This is a genomic window from Flavobacterium tibetense, assembly GCF_003293845.1.
GTDB lineage: Bacteria > Bacteroidota > Bacteroidia > Flavobacteriales > Flavobacteriaceae > Flavobacterium > Flavobacterium tibetense.
This window is the reverse complement of sequence record NZ_QLST01000006.1, coordinates 167,368-183,456: the sequence shown is the minus strand read 5'-3', so window position 1 is coordinate 183,456 and position 16,089 is coordinate 167,368. Positions and strand designations below refer to the sequence as shown.

The following is a 16,089-nucleotide window of genomic DNA, read 5'->3' as shown; positions in this document are numbered from 1 at the left end:
TATTTTGGACAAATCGCAGTAGACGATGCACACCATGTTATTACTGGAGCGTGTTCTGATTTTGCAGACAAGCGCGATAGTCAATGTTTAGAAAAAATTGTGGAACTTATCGAAGAAAACCTAAACGAAAACGACATTGAATTAGAAGAACTTTTAGCCGATGGCGGTTACAGCAGTGGCGAAGCGTTGGCGTATTTACATAAAAAAAATATTGATGCCTACATTCCTAACTTCGGGCAATACAAACCCGAGCGCGAAGGTTTTACCTTCAACAAAGAGGAAAATTATTACCAATGCACTAAACCCGAAGGCAACCAAGCCAAACTCCTTTTCAAAGGCGAAAAAACGGATAGTAAAGGCTACACCAAACGCACGTACCGAAGCAGCGAGAGTGACTGTAAAAACTGCCCACTCAGAGAACAATGTTGTGGCAAAAGCACTAAGTTTAAAAAGCTAGACGATAGCATCCACAAAGAACATTACGACCGTATGCATCAAAAACTCACACAAAATGCCAAATATGCCAAAAAGATGTCGAGAATACGAAGTAAAACAGTCGAACCTGTGATTGGAACCTTGGTCAACTTCACGAACATGAAACGAGTCAACACCCGAGGCATCAAAAACGCAAACAAACATGTACTCATGGCAAGTTTAACCTACAACTTGAAGAAATACTTGCGTTTTACCATCAAAAAACCAAGTGTTTTAGCCCAAGTTATTTCCTTAAAACAAGGGAAGTGCTTTGCTTTTATAAAAACGGTCTATCAAGACTTTATAATTTCAAATTTAAGCAACCAAAATTTTAGAATTTTGTACAGGAACTAAAAAGACAAACCTCGCTTAAAAGTGTTTAAACGAGGTCGGAATTTTATGTTTTTTGAGATTTTATTTTAAAAAATAGTAGTTGTGCAACAGTTACCGCTGTTACCAGCAGTTTTTAACTTATCCATAACAGTTCTTCTTTATACAATTTCCATTTTCCGTTTTTTTTCAAATAAATAAAGATTGATTCATGTCCCAATAAATAGTCTCCTTGAGATTCGATTTGAATTATTACAACAGTTTTCGATTTATTAAAAATAGGAATTGAATATGAGTTTTTTCCATTTCCAAATAATTTTCTATAATTTTCCCAATAATCATCATTTTCTATTTCCTCGATTTTTTTCAAATCTGATGGCGTTAAAACCCAAAAATTTTTAAGTTGATCTTTGTCCCAAAGTTTTGTTTTTGTATAGATTTGATTTTTTAAATGTATTTTATTATCAATATTTACAATGCTATCAGGTAATTCGTCTATTAAGTTTACAAATGCTTTTGAATGTGGTATAGAAAAACACATTAATTTTCTATACTTCAAAGAATCATTTGCTATAGAATCATTTTTATAGTATATTTCGTTTATAAATTCATAAATTTCATTTTCAGAAATAACTTCTCTCTTTAGTTTTAATTCATCATATGTTGAATAAATGTAATTATGAGTAAATTTATAAATATGATTTGTAAAAATTATAATTATAAAAAAACCAAAACTAATTATGAAAATGTTAGTTAGATAATTTTTTCTTTTATTTTTCTTAAAAATTTTCATTTAGTGATTTCAAATTGCTGGTAACTAGTATATTCTCGCATGTTTTAAACACAAATCTTGTCTATTTGGCAAGATTGGCGCAATACATTTAAGTTCCTCAAATATAATCAATTTTTCCTACAAACCCTTTCCAAGTTTTCAACAAAAAAATCCGACCTGCTTTCACAAATCGGATTTACTCTATTCTCTAAAATCTATTTTCTTTGTTCTAAAGACTATAAGTGAATCACTTCACCGTAAGCATCAGCAACCGCTTCCATAACTGCTTCACTCATAGTAGGGTGCGGGTGAACAGCTTTTAAGATTTCGTGTCCTGTAGTTTCTAATTTACGGGCTACAACTGCTTCTGCAATCATATCGGTAACTCCGGCACCAATCATGTGGCAACCTAACCATTCGCCGTATTTCGCATCAAAAATTACTTTTACAAATCCGTCTGGTGTTCCAGCTGCTTTTGCTTTTCCTGAAGCTGAGAATGGGAATTTACCAATTTTCAATTCGTATCCTTTTTCTTTCGCTTGTTTTTCTGTCATACCCACAGAAGCAATTTCTGGAGTTGCATACGTACAACCCGGAATGTTTCCGTAGTCTAACGCATCCACATGCAAACCTGCAATTTTCTCCACACACAAAATACCTTCAGCAGAAGCCACATGAGCTAAAGCTTGTCCAGGTGTCACGTCACCAATAGCGTAGTAACCAGGAACGTTAGTTTGGTAGTAAGCGTTTACTAAAATTTTATCTTTATCAACAGCAATTCCTGTTTCCTCTAATCCAATGTTCTCGATGTTGGTTTTGATTCCAACAGCTGATAATAAAATATCCGCTTCTAAAACTTCTTCACCTTTAGCGGTTTTAACGAATGCTTTCACACCGTTTCCAGAAGTATCGATTCTTTCCACAGAAGAGTTGGTCATTACAGTAATTCCTGATTTTTTCAACGAACGCTCAAATTGTTTTGAGATGTCTTCGTCTTCTACTGGAACTACGTTTGGCATGAACTCAACAATAGTAACTTCAGTTCCCATTGCGTTATAGAAATGCGCAAATTCTACTCCAATTGCACCAGAACCTACAACAATCATTTTCTTTGGTTGTTCCGCTAATGTCATTGCTTGACGGTAACCGATTACTTTTTTACCATCTTGTGGTAAGTTTGGTAATTCACGAGAACGCGCTCCTGTTGCAATGATGATATGATCTGCAGTATATTCAGTTACTTTTCCGTCAGCAGCTGTTACGTCTACTTTTTTACCTGGTTTTACTTTTCCAAAACCATCAATCACGTCGATTTTGTTTTTCTTCATTAAGAATTGAACGCCTTTACTCATTCCATCTGCCACATCACGAGAACGTTTTACCACAGCTGAAAAATCTTTGTCAAATTCCTTAACGGTTAATCCGTAATCTGAAGCATGTTTTAGGTAATCAAAAACTTGTGCTGATTTTAATAATGCTTTCGTTGGGATACAACCCCAATTCAAACAAATGCCACCCAAATTTTCTTTTTCAATTACGGCTACTTTAAAGCCTAATTGCGATGCTCTAATAGCAGTTACATAACCACCAGGACCACTTCCTAAAACTATGATATCGTATTTCATTTTGTATAAAGTATTTCAGTTTTATTTATAAGTTGCGAATTTAAGGAATTATTTTAAAAGTTTAAACGCAAAGTTTGCAAAGTTTTACGCAAAGAAACGCAAAGATAATTTGTGTTCTAAATTCAAGGGCAAGCTCAATTTCAAGTACAAAAAGTAAAACGTCTCTGTGGAACTCTATCAACACAAAGCTAATCAAAAAAAACTCGGTGAATCTCTGTTTAAATTATAACCACAAAGCACACAAGTAAAGCACAAGGAACACAAAGAAATCTGTAAAATCTGTGTTTTATAAACGTATCGTTTGTTCAAGAGATGCTTAGCAGCTTGACAAACTGCGACTGAAGACCGTGACTGCGACTAAGAAAACTAATCAATTACCAATGAAAACTGCGAATCATACAATTTCTTGTAGTATCCGTTTTCTTTTAGAATTAAGTCGGTGTGTTTGCCTTCTTCTACGATTTGGCCTTTGTCCATTACTATGATTTTGCTGGCGTTCATGATGGTTGCTAATCGGTGGGCGATTACAATTGAGGTTCTACCTTTAGTAATGGTTTCGGTGGCGCGTTGCAACATTTCTTCCGAATAGGTGTCAATAGAAGAAGTAGCTTCATCCATAATTAAAATATGCGGATTACTGATGTACGCTCGCAAGAATGCAATCAATTGGCGTTGACCCGAAGATAACATCACGCCGCGTTCTTTTACGTTGTATTGGTAGCCATTCGGTAAACTCATGATAAATTCGTGAATACCAATTTCTTTGGCAGCATTGATAACCATTTCTTCGGTAATTTCAGGATTGTACAACGTAATATTATTGTAAATGGTGTCCGCAAAAAGGAAAACATCTTGTAAAACAACAGCAATTTGTTTTCGCAGACTTTCCAACGTGTATTCGTTGATATTTCTACCGTCAATGGTAATTTCTCCAGAGTCAATTTCGTAGAAACGGTTCAATAGATTGATAATAGTTGATTTTCCTGCTCCAGTACTACCAACAATAGCAATGGTTTCGCCAGCATTTACTTTTAAGTTGATACCTTTTAGTACTTCTTCGTCTTTCACATAACTAAAACGCACATCTTGGAATAGTAAATCACCTTTGAAATTTTTTGCTTCAATAGTTCCTTTATTCTGAATTTGACTTTCGGTTTCAAGAATATCGAAAACACGTTCGGCAGCTACAATTCCCATTTGCATGACGTTGAATTTATCCGCAATTTGACGCAATGGGTTATATAACATGGAAATATACATGTTGAATGATATTAAATGTCCAATAGTAGTTTCTGTATCACCTTGGATGATAAATAATGCGCCAAAATAAACTACTAGTCCTAATGTAATATTTGAAATGATATCAGCAATTGGGAAGAAAATCGAGTTGTACAAAATGTTTTTCAACCAAGCTTTGTTGTGTTTTTGGTTAATCGTTTTGAATTTTTCCAATTCAATAGCTTCTCGATTGAAAAGTTGGACAATTTTCATTCCAGTCAAACGTTCTTGCACAAAAGTATTGAGGTTAGAAACTTCATTTCTCACTTCATTAAATGCTACTTTCATCTTTTTTTGGAAGATATTCGTAGCAACAATAATAATGGGCATAATAGCAACTACGATTAAGGAAATTTTCCAATTTACAAAGAACATAAAAACTAGAACAATCAACATTTTTAGTAAATCACTGACAATCATGAAAAGTCCTTGACTAAAAATACTGGCAATAGATTCGATATCAGAAACTGATCTAGTGACTAATTTTCCAACAGGTTCGTTGTCAAAATACTTCATTTTGAATGAAGTGATATGTTTGAATAATCTATTGCGAATGTCTCTAATAATGTCTTGTCCTAACCAATTAGACCAGTAAGTGAAATAAAATTGCGCAACAACTTCAGCAATTAAAATGGTTGCCATTATCAATACAAAAAATGTAAAACCATTGATGTTTCCAGCTTTTAACAGATAGTTATCAATAATTTCCTGAAACACATAAGGTCTTACTGCAGCAAAAACAGAAAGAAATATCGCCCAAGCAATTACCCAATTGAACCTTTTTTGGTAAGGTTTGGCGTATTGCAATACTTGTTTTAAAGATTTGGAACGAATTACTTTCATTTATTGTTGTCTGTTATCTGTTATCTGTTATCTGCCATCTATCTTCTAACCTCTATTCTCTATAAAAGGATATTTCACTTTAACTAAATACAATCCGTGAGCGGGAACTGAAAATCCGGCTTGACTTCGGTTTTTGCTTTCTATGATTGAGCGTAAATCATTAACTTCAATTTTCCCTATACCAATGTTAACCATGGTTCCTACAATAGCTCTAACCATATTTCGAAGAAAACGATCAGCGGTTATGGTAAATTTTAATTGATTTCCCTCTTGTTCCCAATAGGCTTCTGTAATTTTACAATTGAACGTGTTGACATCGGTATGTACTTTGGAAAAGCATTCGAAATCCGTGTATTCAAATAAAATTTTACACGCTTCATTCATTGACTTTATGTCTAATGAATTGTAATAATACCAACTTCCGTCTTGAATAAACGCATCTTTATAAGTATGAATAAAATATTCATAAGTACGACTAGTAGCGTCAAATCGCGCATGAGCTTCCTTACTGACTTCAAAAATACGGTAAACTACAATATCAATGGGTAAAAAGGAATTGAGTTTTTTGGTTAAAACGGAATTATCCAAAGGTTGTTCGGTATCAAAATGAGCGAACATTTGTTTGGCATGAACACGAGCATCGGTTCTTCCAGCACCAACAATTGCGATAGCTTCACGTAGTAAAGTAGAAAGTGCCTTTTCCAAAGTTTCCTGTACAGAAGCTGCATCAGGTTGACTTTGAAAACCGTGGTAATTTTTTCCGTTGTAGGCAAATTCTATGAAATATCTCAAAATATAGTGGTCAGTATTCAGTAATTAGGTTTCTGTTTTTTTTCGATAGCTTGCAAATTTACAAAATTCAGTAGTAATGTTCCTTTCAAATTGTGATAATAAAAACTTAATTTTGTCTTATGAAGAAAATTCTTTTGTTATCTGATACGCACAGTCATATTGATGCTATCATTTTAAAATATGTAAACCAAGCGGATGAAGTTTGGCATGCCGGTGATATTGGTGATTTAGTGGTTACGGATACTATAAAAAAACTAAAGCCATTACGTGCTGTTTTTGGTAATATTGACAATCATGAAGCTAGAAAAGAGTTTCCGTTAAACAATCGTTTTTTTTGTGAAGGAGTTGATGTTTGGATTACGCATATTGGTGGCTATCCAGGAAAATATAATATTGCCATTCGGGAAGAAATAAAGGAAAATCCACCAAAGTTATTCATTTGCGGTCATTCCCATATTTTAAAAGTGCAATTTGACAAGCAGTTGAATTTACTTCACATGAATCCCGGAGCAGCAGGAAAACACGGGTTTCATCAAGTACGAACGATGTTGCGTTTCGAAATAGATGGCGATAAGATTCAGCAATTGGAAGTGATTGAATTGGGTATTAGGTAATGGGTGAAAGGTTATGGGTGATTGTCAGTTCGAGCGGAGTCGAGAACTTTTCTTGATTAACGAGTCTCGACTTCGCTCGACTTGACAGAGTTGAGTTCTTTAAAATAATTTAATTCTAACGATGTCACCCTGAGCGAAGTCGAAGGCTATTGAAAACGATTTACACTCAAAATCAAAATTATAAAACAAAAAAATCCGAACCATTACGATTCGGATTTTTAACGCACTAATAAACTAAGATGTTAGGTTTATCGCAATCGATCCACAGATTTTACGAGATCCTCGTCCTTTTTAATTGCTCTGTTAGCCAAAACAAGTAAAACGATAGAAATTGCAGGAAGTGTAATCCCAATACCCTTCTCAGAAACCACAGCTTCTCCGGATAAGTTTAGTGTTCGATACACAAAAAATCCTAGTAAAATAAAGTTTGATATGATGTTCAATCTGTTTAAAACAAATTGATTTTGTCTCTTTTTAAAACTAAAAATACTAATTACAGCTAATAAAGCGCTCAATCCAAACAACACCATTGCTGTTGTTGATTCTGTAAAATAAACAGCTTGTGTTTCTTCTCCATTTTTTTCTGTCCAAATAGAAACAAAAAAAGGCAAAACACCAGAAGCAATAAAACAAATCGCTAAATATAATGTTTGTATACGCTGAATCATCTTAATTCTTATATTATGTCACAAAAATATAGTTTCTTTTTAAAAAAAGCTATTGTTTTATTTAATTTTATTCGTATTATTGCAAGGTATAATCGTAAGTACTTCATTCTACGATTCATAACGCCCGAAAAAAATCTCACCATTTTTTTAAAATTATTCTAAAAATTTATTCCTATACCATTCATGTTTGATATTGAAGTATTAAAAGAGATGAAACTCTCTGACCTACAAGAGATTGCAAAGGTTGCAAACATCAAAAAATACAGAACGCTAAAAAAAGACGAACTAGTTTATCAAATTTTAGATGTTCAAGCGGCTCGTCCTGAAGTAGTTAAAACTACAGAAAATGAACCTGTTGAATCGGCTCAGAAAGAGAAACGCGCGCGAATTGCCAAAGTTAAAACGGTAACGCCAACTGAAAAAAAACCTGTTTTCAAAGAACTTCCAGAATTGGAAGATTTGCCTGAAGAAACAGTAAGTTTACCTGAAAAAGTTGTTTCAACTAAACAAGAGCCAACGAAACCAGAGCCAAAAAAGCACGAGCCAAAAAAGTTTAAAGAGAAAAAAGTTTCTAATACGCCAGTTTCAACTAGTTCTGAAGCTACAGTAACTAAAACAGAAACACCAGTTGCCTCAGAGCAAGCGCCTCCTTCAACACCACCAGTTAAAATGGCTAATCCTAAAGCCAATCAAAACAATCCCAATCATCCTAATTTCAAGAAGAATAATCCCAATCAGAAACCGAATTTCAGAGAAGCGGATTACGAGTTCGATGGAATTATTGAAAGTGAAGGTGTTTTAGAAATGATGCCAGACGGTTATGGATTTTTACGTTCTTCGGATTACAATTATTTGGCATCACCTGATGATATTTATCTTTCGCAATCACAAATTCGTTTGTTTGGGTTAAAAACAGGTGATACAGTTAAAGGAGTAGTTCGTCCACCTAAAGAAGGTGAAAAATATTTCCCACTAGTTCGAGTATTAAAAATTAATGGTCACGATCCGCAAGTCGTTCGTGATAGAATTTCATTCGAACATTTAACGCCAGTTTTCCCAACAGAGAAATTTAATTTGGCAGAAAAACAAAGTACCGTTTCTACAAGAATTATCGATTTATTTTCTCCAATTGGTAAAGGACAACGTGGTATGATTGTAGCCCAACCAAAAACGGGTAAAACAGTTTTGTTAAAAGAAATAGCCAATGCTATTGCAGCAAACCATCCAGAAGTTTATATGATTGTTTTACTTATCGATGAACGTCCAGAAGAGGTTACAGATATGCAACGTAGTGTTAGAGGTGAAGTAGTAGCATCCACATTTGATAGAGAACCACAAGAACACGTAAAAATCGCTAATATTGTGTTAGAAAAGGCAAAACGATTAGTAGAATGTGGTCATGATGTTGTAATACTTCTAGATTCTATCACTCGTTTGGCAAGAGCTTATAACACCGTTCAACCTGCATCAGGAAAAGTATTGAGTGGTGGAGTAGATGCTAATGCCTTACAAAAGCCAAAACGTTTCTTTGGAGCCGCTCGTAATGTTGAAAATGGAGGCTCACTGAGTATTATTGCTACTGCATTAACCGATACAGGTTCTAAAATGGACGAAGTTATCTTCGAAGAATTCAAAGGAACTGGAAACATGGAATTACAGTTGGATAGAAGAATTGCAAACAAACGTATTTTCCCTGCAATTGATTTGGTTTCTTCAAGCACGCGTCGCGATGATTTGTTATTAGATGAAAACACGATCCAAAGAATGTGGATTATGCGTAAATATCTAGCCGATATGAATCCAGTAGAAGCAATGGACTTTATTCATGATCGTTTCAAGAAAACACGAAACAACGAAGAATTCTTAATTTCAATGAATCAATAAAAACAGAAACTCCGATGAAAATCGGAGTTTTTTTTTGAGTACTATTTTCACACTTTGTGTAATTCTTACACACTTATTTTTCTTGAAAAAACTTTAAGTTCTTTGTTTTCAGTGTTTTATTTTTTTGGTACAGAGCTTGTCTATTTCTTGGTGGAATAATTCGGAAAAAGAATTTAAAAACCAGCTTTATGAAAATAGAAAATAAAAATGTAAGCCAAAAGAACACTTCAAATAAACAAGAACAATTATTTAGTTTTGTTTTACCAGTAAACGGACAAGCCACTAACGGAGTGGTTACAAATGTGTTGGATTATTTAAGCCAAATTGTTGGTTCAGTTAGGAAGGAATTTCAATTGTTCAAAGCTAATCCTAAAGCCAAATTAGTTTTAATAAGTACTTTTTTACTTTTGTTTAGCGCAGCAGTTTTAATGTTTTATTTACAGCCTCATTTTGAGGCATTCAATGCCAATCGACTAGCAACAAGTTTTGGAAAAATCTTTTTAGGAATTACTATTTTATTAATTCTTTTCAAACTAAGTTTTTTCTTTTACAGTGTGTATTTGTACTTTAAATATAAATCCATTCCTTCGGTTTCAGATGAGTTACTACCAACTTGTACTGTAATTGTTCCCGCCTATAATGAAGGCGAATTGGTTTGGCATACGTTAAAGAGTCTAGCCAATAGCGATTATCCAGCACATAAATTACAACTTTTAGCTATTGATGATGGCAGTAAAGACGATACATGGCAATGGATGTTAAAAGCAAAAGAATTATTAGGAGATAGATTATCTATTTATCAGCAACCTGAAAATAAAGGAAAACGTCATGCTTTATATAGAGGTTTTAATATGGGAACTGGTGCTGTTTTTGTAACAGTTGATAGTGATTCAATAGTAAAACCAGATACATTACGCAATCTTATAAGTCCATTTGTGGTAAATAAGGATTGTGGTGCTGTTGCTGGAAATGTAAAAGTTTTGAACAATAGTAAAGCTTTAATACCAAAAATGTTAAACGTAAGTTTTGTTTTTAGTTTTGAATTTGTTCGTTCTGCTGAAAGCATGTTTGGTTCAGTATTGTGTACACCAGGAGCTTTGGCTGCTTACAAAAGAGATGCGGTATTCAATTGTTTGCCAGAATGGATAAATCAGCAGTTCATGGGACAAGCATCAGACATTGGGGAAGATAGAGCTATGACCAACATGATATTGAAACAAGGTTATAAAGTTTTATTCCAAAGAAACGCTCATGTATTAACCAATGTTCCAGAAACATATAAGGGTTTGTACAAAATGTTTATACGATGGGGAAGAAGCAATGTTAGAGAAAACATTAATATGCTTCAGTATGTTTTTAAAAATTTTAGAGAAGATTCTAAGTTTGGAACCCGATTGTTGTTTTTAGATCAAGGATTTAAACTGCTGATGACATATCCAGCTATTTTATTTATGATTTATTTTATTGTAACGCATCCTGTTTTATTTTTTAGCGCTACATTATTTAGCATCTTGATTTTATCTACTGTACAAGTTTTCTTTTATGCCAAAAGATATTCGGTTAGTGAATCGTTTTGGGCTTATTCTTATGGACTACTTTTTGCATTTGGGCTGTTTTGGATTACTCCTTATGCTATTGCAACAGCAGGGAAAAGTGGTTGGTTAACAAGAGAATTAACTTAGAAAAGAATAGTTATTTTTATATAAATTTGGTTGGATTGTTTAGAAAACTTCAGTTATAAGCTGAAGTTTTCTTGTTTTCTAACGATTTATTATACAAGTAATTATCTTAAAAGACTTGTTACGATTTGTACTTCAGATTCTTATGTGGTTTAATCATGTAACTTAAATCTTTTTAAGTATAACAATACTAGCTGGTGTTGGGAGTAAATTTACACCTAACAATAAAATATATCAAAATGAAAAATCGAATTAAATTATTTGCCTTATTATTAAGTTTAGGTTTGTTTTCAATCTCTTGTAATAGTGACGATAATGAAGGAGAAACACTTGCACCTTTATCTGGAAAATGGAATGTGAGTCAAGTAGGTACTTTAGTAGATGGACAAGAAATTTTGATTGACGCACCTCAAAATGAAAGTGGTTGTAATAAAGATTACTTAGATCTTAAATCTGACAATACACTTGAGGAAGGTGATTATGATTCAACGCTTGCTCCTTGTGCTATCTATACGAAACAAGGAATTTACTCTAGATCACATAACAATTTAACTACAGCTGTTGAAGGTGTAAGTACCACAAAAGACATCATGAATTTAACGCTTACAGAATTAAAATTAAAAGATGCTGACGATGCTATTATCGTATATGTTAGAAACTAAATTCTTCAAGAACTAAATTTATAACGGAAATGACTTAGAAGTTGTTTCCGTTTTTTTATGGACTAATTCTTTAAATTTTATTTTTGGAACACAGATTAATGAAATTAAAGTAATTTTAAAAATCTGTTTAAATCCGTTAAATCTGTGTCATCTGTGTTCCAGAATACATTAAAATCCATTTACAATAGCCAAAAAGTCATCTGCTTTTAATGCCGCACCACCAATTAATCCACCATCAACATCAGGTTTTGAGAATATTTCTTTGGCGTTATCTGATTTTACGCTTCCTCCATATAAAATAGAAACATTTTCAGCAACTGCATTTCCATAGACTTTGGCAATTAATTCTCTTATGAATTGATGCATTTCTTGTGCTTGTTCTGGAGAAGCTGTTTCTCCAGTTCCAATAGCCCAAACTGGTTCGTATGCCAATACAATATATTGCCAATCTTCTTTTTTCAAATGAAATAAGGCATCGCGTAATTGGAATTCAACAATATTGAAATGGGTGTTATTTTGACGGTTTTTCAATTCTTCACCAAAACAGAAAATTGTACGCATTTCGTGTTTTAAAGCGGTATCTACTTTATTGGCTAATAACGCATCAGTTTCATGAAAATACGCTCGTCTTTCGCTGTGACCTAAGATTACATTTTTTATACCAATATCAGTTAACATTCCAGCTGCAATTTCGCCTGTAAAAGCGCCGCCTTCTGCCTGATGCATGTTTTGTGCGGCTACGGTAATTCCAGTTCCATTGGTAATTTCAACAGCTTTGGCTAAGTTTACAAATGTTGGCGCAACTACAATTTCTGTTGAAGTTTGTGGTTTTTTGGCAATAATTTCTTCCAATAAGGCAATCGTTTCCTTTTGGTTTTTATGCATTTTCCAGTTTCCAGCGACTATGTTTTTTCTCATGATTTTTAAAATATAATTTTATATATAATTAATAGTAATTATAGACTAATTTAGAATACATTTAAAATTAAAATTATTTTTTATAAACTAAATGTTATTCAATAATTCCATTCAATGTTTTCGGTTGACTATATATATTAATCCCAAAAAGATTCCATTTTAAAATACCGTAAACACTGAATTCATTTTTTTTATTCTTATTGTAATTATTTACATTTATTGAATTAAACTCCCACTCAAAACCTCCAGTAAACCCATTTAAATGACTAAAACTTTCAACAGGAATATATTTATCTTCTTCAATCGAATATTTAATCAGCATAATTATTTCAAAACTGAAGTTGTTTTCAAGTGTTACTTTTTTTATAGTTGAATTTTTTTCTTTAATGTTATCTTGATTTAATAGAATTCGATTCAGTTTTTTTTCTGAATTTGAAGCAGAAATTATTTGAATGATTCCTAAAACCATTATAAATATTGAAGCTTTCTTTAACTTAGGATTGAATATTTCTTTTCCTTTAATTATAAAACCAATAATTAGATATAAAAAGTATAATGTCAATACTCCATTTATTATTGACCAAATTAAATGCATCATAAATCAAGTTCAATTTAAGTTTTCTAAGTTTTAGACTTTACTTCAATGATTCCAAAGTCTTAATCAACTTTTCATCATCGGCTTCAATTACTTTGTAAAGGGCAATTTTTCCTTCTTTGTCAACTACCATATATCTTGGAATCCAATCTAGATTGATTGATTTCCCGAAAATTCCTTTCATGCCGTCTGTTGCCATGTAATGTTCGCCTTTAACTTCGTATTTTTCAATTCCAGCTAACCAAGCTTCATGCGTTTTGTCCATTGAAATAAACAAATAAGTAGCTTCTGGATATTTTTCTTGAAGTGCTTTTACTTTTGGCATTCCTTTTATACAATCTGAACACCATGAAGCCCAAACATCTACCACTATCGTTTGACCTTCGTATTTCTTTAGAATTTCTTGAAACGTAATTTTATCATTGGAAGTAGTTAGCATTACATTTTCTAGAGCTTCTTTTTTAAATGCTGTTTCGTTTGGTTGTGCACAAGCGACTAATGATAGTGCCAATGTTAATAAGGATACAATTTTTTTCATTTCTTTTTTTGTTAAAAGTAGGTTTTTTTATTGGTTAACAGTCTTAAAGAAAAGTCAAATTTATTTCAAGTTTACTTTTTCAATATCGTTAAAATGTACTTTTTGAACGATGGTTCCTTTTTCCAAAACTACGATACTTGGATTGGCTCTTTCAATAGTTTTTAAAGTTGTAGCATCACAAAAATAATAGTCGAAAGTTAAGCCAAAGTTCTTTTTGAAAACTGCAATAGTTTCTTGGTCAGAAGCCGTCATTCCAATGACTAAATAGTCTTTTTCAGCTGCTTTTTGGTGAAATTCTTCCAATAGTTTCATGCCTTTATCTTTAGATTTATTCAAGTCGTAGGAAATAAGCAGCATCACTTTTGGCTCGTTCAACACTTCTTCGATATAGTTATTTCCGTCTTTTTCAATTGAGAAATCGTGAATTGGCGGCACATAACCTTCTTTGATTAGTTTGTCTTTTCTGTCAACAAATTCTGCATTTTCAGGAACATTTCCAGCCATAACATCGTCGTAGCTGATTTCGGTATCTACGCCATTAACTTTATAAATAAACACCATTTGGTATTCGCTTTTTGGTGCTCCTTCTGGGATTGCCATTCCTTCTTTGATATTGGTTCCCACTTTGTAAGCTCTAAAATCAATAAATGGTAAATGTTGTAAAACGTAATACGCCATGAAAAAGCACAAAGTATACGTAGCAAAAACCACTAAATTCACCGCTGTTTTATTGAAAAGAGGTAAAATGTATTTTTGATTGAAGAACAAAATTAAAATCAATCCCAATAAAATAATGTCTTTGGTAAACGATTCCCAAGGCGTTAATTTCAACGCATCACCAAAACAACCACAATCGGTAACTTTATTGAAATAAGCCGAATAGAATGTTAAAAAGGTAAAAAATACAATCATTGCCAACAAACTCCAAACCGTGAATTTGGTTTTGAAACCAATTAAAAGCATCACGCCTAAAACCACTTCAAAAATGACTACCAAACAAGCAATCAATAAAGCCGCTGGAATTAGGAATTCCACATTTAATACATTGGCATTAAAATATTCTTCTAATTTGAACGAAAATCCCATAGGGTCATTCAATTTTATCAATCCAGAAATGATGAATAAAACACCAACAAGGATACGAGCAATTTGGGTAATTATGTTTTTCATAGTTTTGTTTTTTTTGTTTCAGGTTTCAAGTTTCAAGTTTCAGGTTTTGGTATTAAATCAAATTAAAAGTTACCAATTGTTGATTGGAATTAGCTTTTTATTCTTTAAAATATAAAATCCAAAATATCCTTTTTGGACTGAAATTTCTATACTTCCAAAGTTATCCATTGTTTCGTAATATTCATTTTTAAATACAAGTTCTTTTTCTTTACCTTCAAAATTTATTGTAAAAGTTGGTTTTCTTTTATTTCTTGATTTTTTTCCTCCAGGAAGTGATGAACGTTTTATAATTTCAAATTCTTTTTTTTCAATTGCTTCAGAAGCATAATAATAATTTGTAAACATAAAAATTGAACATACTGTAAAACCATAACCCACAATAAAATTTATTATCGAATTGAAGTATAACTTTATTCCATTATAATTATATGTTTTTTTATAGTTTTTAAAATCAAATAACAGAAATAACAAACTTGACAGTAAAATTAAACTCATTAAAATATTTAAATCAATAATTGTATTTCTAAATATTTCAATCTCAAAAATGATTAAGATAAGTCCTGAAAAAAATATAAATGGATAATAAAACTTTCTAATTTTTAAACTCATTTTCTTTTGATAAAATCTTAACTGAATAGTCTAATTTCTAACATCTATTCTCTAATTTCTATTTTCTCTCACTCAATCCCATATGAATCAAGGCGAAAACCGAATAATTAATCATATCTTGGTAATTGGCATCGATGCCTTCAGAAACTAGGGTTTTACCTTTGTTATCTTCTATTTGTTTTACGCGTAATAATTTTTGTAAGATTAAATCCGTTAGGCTGCTTACTCGCATATCGCGCCAAGCTTCACCATAATCGTGATTTTTGTCTTCCATTAATTGTTTGGTTAAAGCAATTTTTGCATCGTATAAAGCAACAGCTTCGTCGTAGTTTAAATCAGGTTGGTCGGCGATTCCTTTTTCAATTTGGATTAAAGCCATAATGCAATAATTGATGATGCCAATGAATTCTGAAGTTTCGTCTTCATCTACTTTTCGTACTTCATTTTCTTGTAAACTTCTTATGCGTTGGGCTTTAATATAAATTTGGTCGGTTAGCGATGGCAAACGTAAAATGCGCCAAGCCGTTCCGTAGTCTTTGGTTTTTTTGGTAAATAAATCGCGACAAATACTAATAATCGCATCATATTGTTGTGAAGTATTCTTCATTTATTCGGTATATTTGTATGATTTTTTTCAA

At 32.5% G+C, this 16,089-nt stretch carries 16 protein-coding genes; 5 read left to right on the top strand and 11 right to left on the bottom strand.

Annotated elements, in window-relative coordinates; genetic code table 11:
* A partial coding sequence (locus tag DPN68_RS06640; RefSeq protein WP_239987041.1) for a transposase occupies positions 1–828 on the top strand: 828 nt, incomplete at its 5' end.
* A 112-nt stretch (positions 829–940) separates the two neighbouring features.
* Here the strand turns inward: DPN68_RS06640 and DPN68_RS06635 are convergent.
* From DPN68_RS06635 to truA, 4 genes are all read right to left on the bottom strand, one after another.
* Complete coding sequence (locus DPN68_RS06635; protein ID WP_113988864.1) at positions 941–1,597, bottom strand: hypothetical protein; 657 nt, start codon at positions 1,595–1,597, stop codon at positions 941–943.
* Between the two features lie 215 nt (positions 1,598–1,812).
* A complete protein-coding gene (gene lpdA / locus DPN68_RS06630) occupies positions 1,813–3,201 on the bottom strand; it encodes a dihydrolipoyl dehydrogenase (RefSeq protein WP_113988863.1) in 1,389 nt (462 codons plus the stop codon).
* A gap of 366 nt (positions 3,202–3,567) precedes the next feature.
* Positions 3,568–5,322 (bottom strand): ABC transporter ATP-binding protein, encoded by a 1,755-nt coding sequence (locus DPN68_RS06625; RefSeq protein ID WP_113988862.1) that lies wholly within the window; start codon positions 5,320–5,322, stop codon positions 3,568–3,570.
* Positions 5,323–5,367: 45 nt separating this feature from the next.
* Entirely contained in the window at positions 5,368–6,114 is a 747-nt protein-coding gene (gene truA / locus DPN68_RS06620; protein WP_113988861.1) for a tRNA pseudouridine(38-40) synthase TruA, read from the bottom strand.
* A gap of 119 nt (positions 6,115–6,233) precedes the next feature.
* Here truA and DPN68_RS06615 point away from each other — a divergent pair, with 119 nt between their 5' ends.
* The gene (locus tag DPN68_RS06615) at positions 6,234–6,728 is read left to right on the top strand and encodes a metallophosphoesterase family protein (RefSeq protein WP_113988860.1); all 495 of its coding nucleotides are present in this window, start codon (positions 6,234–6,236) and stop codon (positions 6,726–6,728) included.
* 248 nt (positions 6,729–6,976) lie between these two features.
* On the opposite strand, the gene DPN68_RS06610 is transcribed toward DPN68_RS06615, so the two are convergent.
* Positions 6,977–7,396: a DUF4293 domain-containing protein gene (locus DPN68_RS06610; protein WP_113988859.1), complete on the bottom strand. Its 420-nt coding sequence runs from the start codon at positions 7,394–7,396 to the stop codon at positions 6,977–6,979.
* Positions 7,397–7,579: 183 nt separating this feature from the next.
* On the opposite strand from DPN68_RS06610, the gene rho reads away from it, so the two are divergent.
* The 3 genes from rho (at position 7,580) to DPN68_RS06595 (ending at position 11,621) form a co-directional block, all read left to right on the top strand.
* Entirely contained in the window at positions 7,580–9,280 is a 1,701-nt protein-coding gene (gene rho / locus DPN68_RS06605; RefSeq protein WP_113988858.1) for a transcription termination factor Rho, read from the top strand.
* A gap of 188 nt (positions 9,281–9,468) precedes the next feature.
* Positions 9,469–10,962 carry a glycosyltransferase gene (locus DPN68_RS06600; RefSeq protein ID WP_113988857.1) on the top strand — a complete coding sequence of 498 codons (1,494 nt, stop codon included), beginning with the start codon at positions 9,469–9,471 and terminating at the stop codon, positions 10,960–10,962.
* 236 nt (positions 10,963–11,198) lie between these two features.
* The gene (locus tag DPN68_RS06595) at positions 11,199–11,621 is read left to right on the top strand and encodes a hypothetical protein (protein WP_113988856.1); all 423 of its coding nucleotides are present in this window, start codon (positions 11,199–11,201) and stop codon (positions 11,619–11,621) included.
* Positions 11,622–11,789: 168 nt separating this feature from the next.
* Here the strand turns inward: DPN68_RS06595 and tpiA are convergent, their stop codons facing one another.
* From tpiA to DPN68_RS06565, 6 genes are all read right to left on the bottom strand, one after another.
* Positions 11,790–12,539 carry a triose-phosphate isomerase gene (gene tpiA / locus DPN68_RS06590; RefSeq protein ID WP_113988855.1) on the bottom strand — a complete coding sequence of 250 codons (750 nt, stop codon included), beginning with the start codon at positions 12,537–12,539 and terminating at the stop codon, positions 11,790–11,792.
* A gap of 94 nt (positions 12,540–12,633) precedes the next feature.
* On the bottom strand, positions 12,634–13,137 hold the full coding sequence (locus tag DPN68_RS06585) for a hypothetical protein (RefSeq protein ID WP_113988854.1): 504 nt from the start codon (positions 13,135–13,137) through the stop codon (positions 12,634–12,636).
* A gap of 37 nt (positions 13,138–13,174) precedes the next feature.
* Entirely contained in the window at positions 13,175–13,672 is a 498-nt protein-coding gene (locus DPN68_RS06580; RefSeq protein ID WP_113988853.1) for a TlpA disulfide reductase family protein, read from the bottom strand.
* 60 nt (positions 13,673–13,732) lie between these two features.
* Positions 13,733–14,842 (bottom strand): BT_3928 family protein, encoded by a 1,110-nt coding sequence (locus tag DPN68_RS06575; protein ID WP_113988852.1) that lies wholly within the window; start codon positions 14,840–14,842, stop codon positions 13,733–13,735.
* Between the two features lie 69 nt (positions 14,843–14,911).
* A complete protein-coding gene (locus DPN68_RS06570; protein ID WP_113988851.1) occupies positions 14,912–15,451 on the bottom strand; it encodes a hypothetical protein in 540 nt (179 codons plus the stop codon).
* Between the two features lie 58 nt (positions 15,452–15,509).
* Positions 15,510–16,058 (bottom strand): DUF1599 domain-containing protein, encoded by a 549-nt coding sequence (locus DPN68_RS06565; RefSeq protein ID WP_113988850.1) that lies wholly within the window; start codon positions 16,056–16,058, stop codon positions 15,510–15,512.
* Positions 16,059–16,089: the final 31 nt, after the last annotated feature.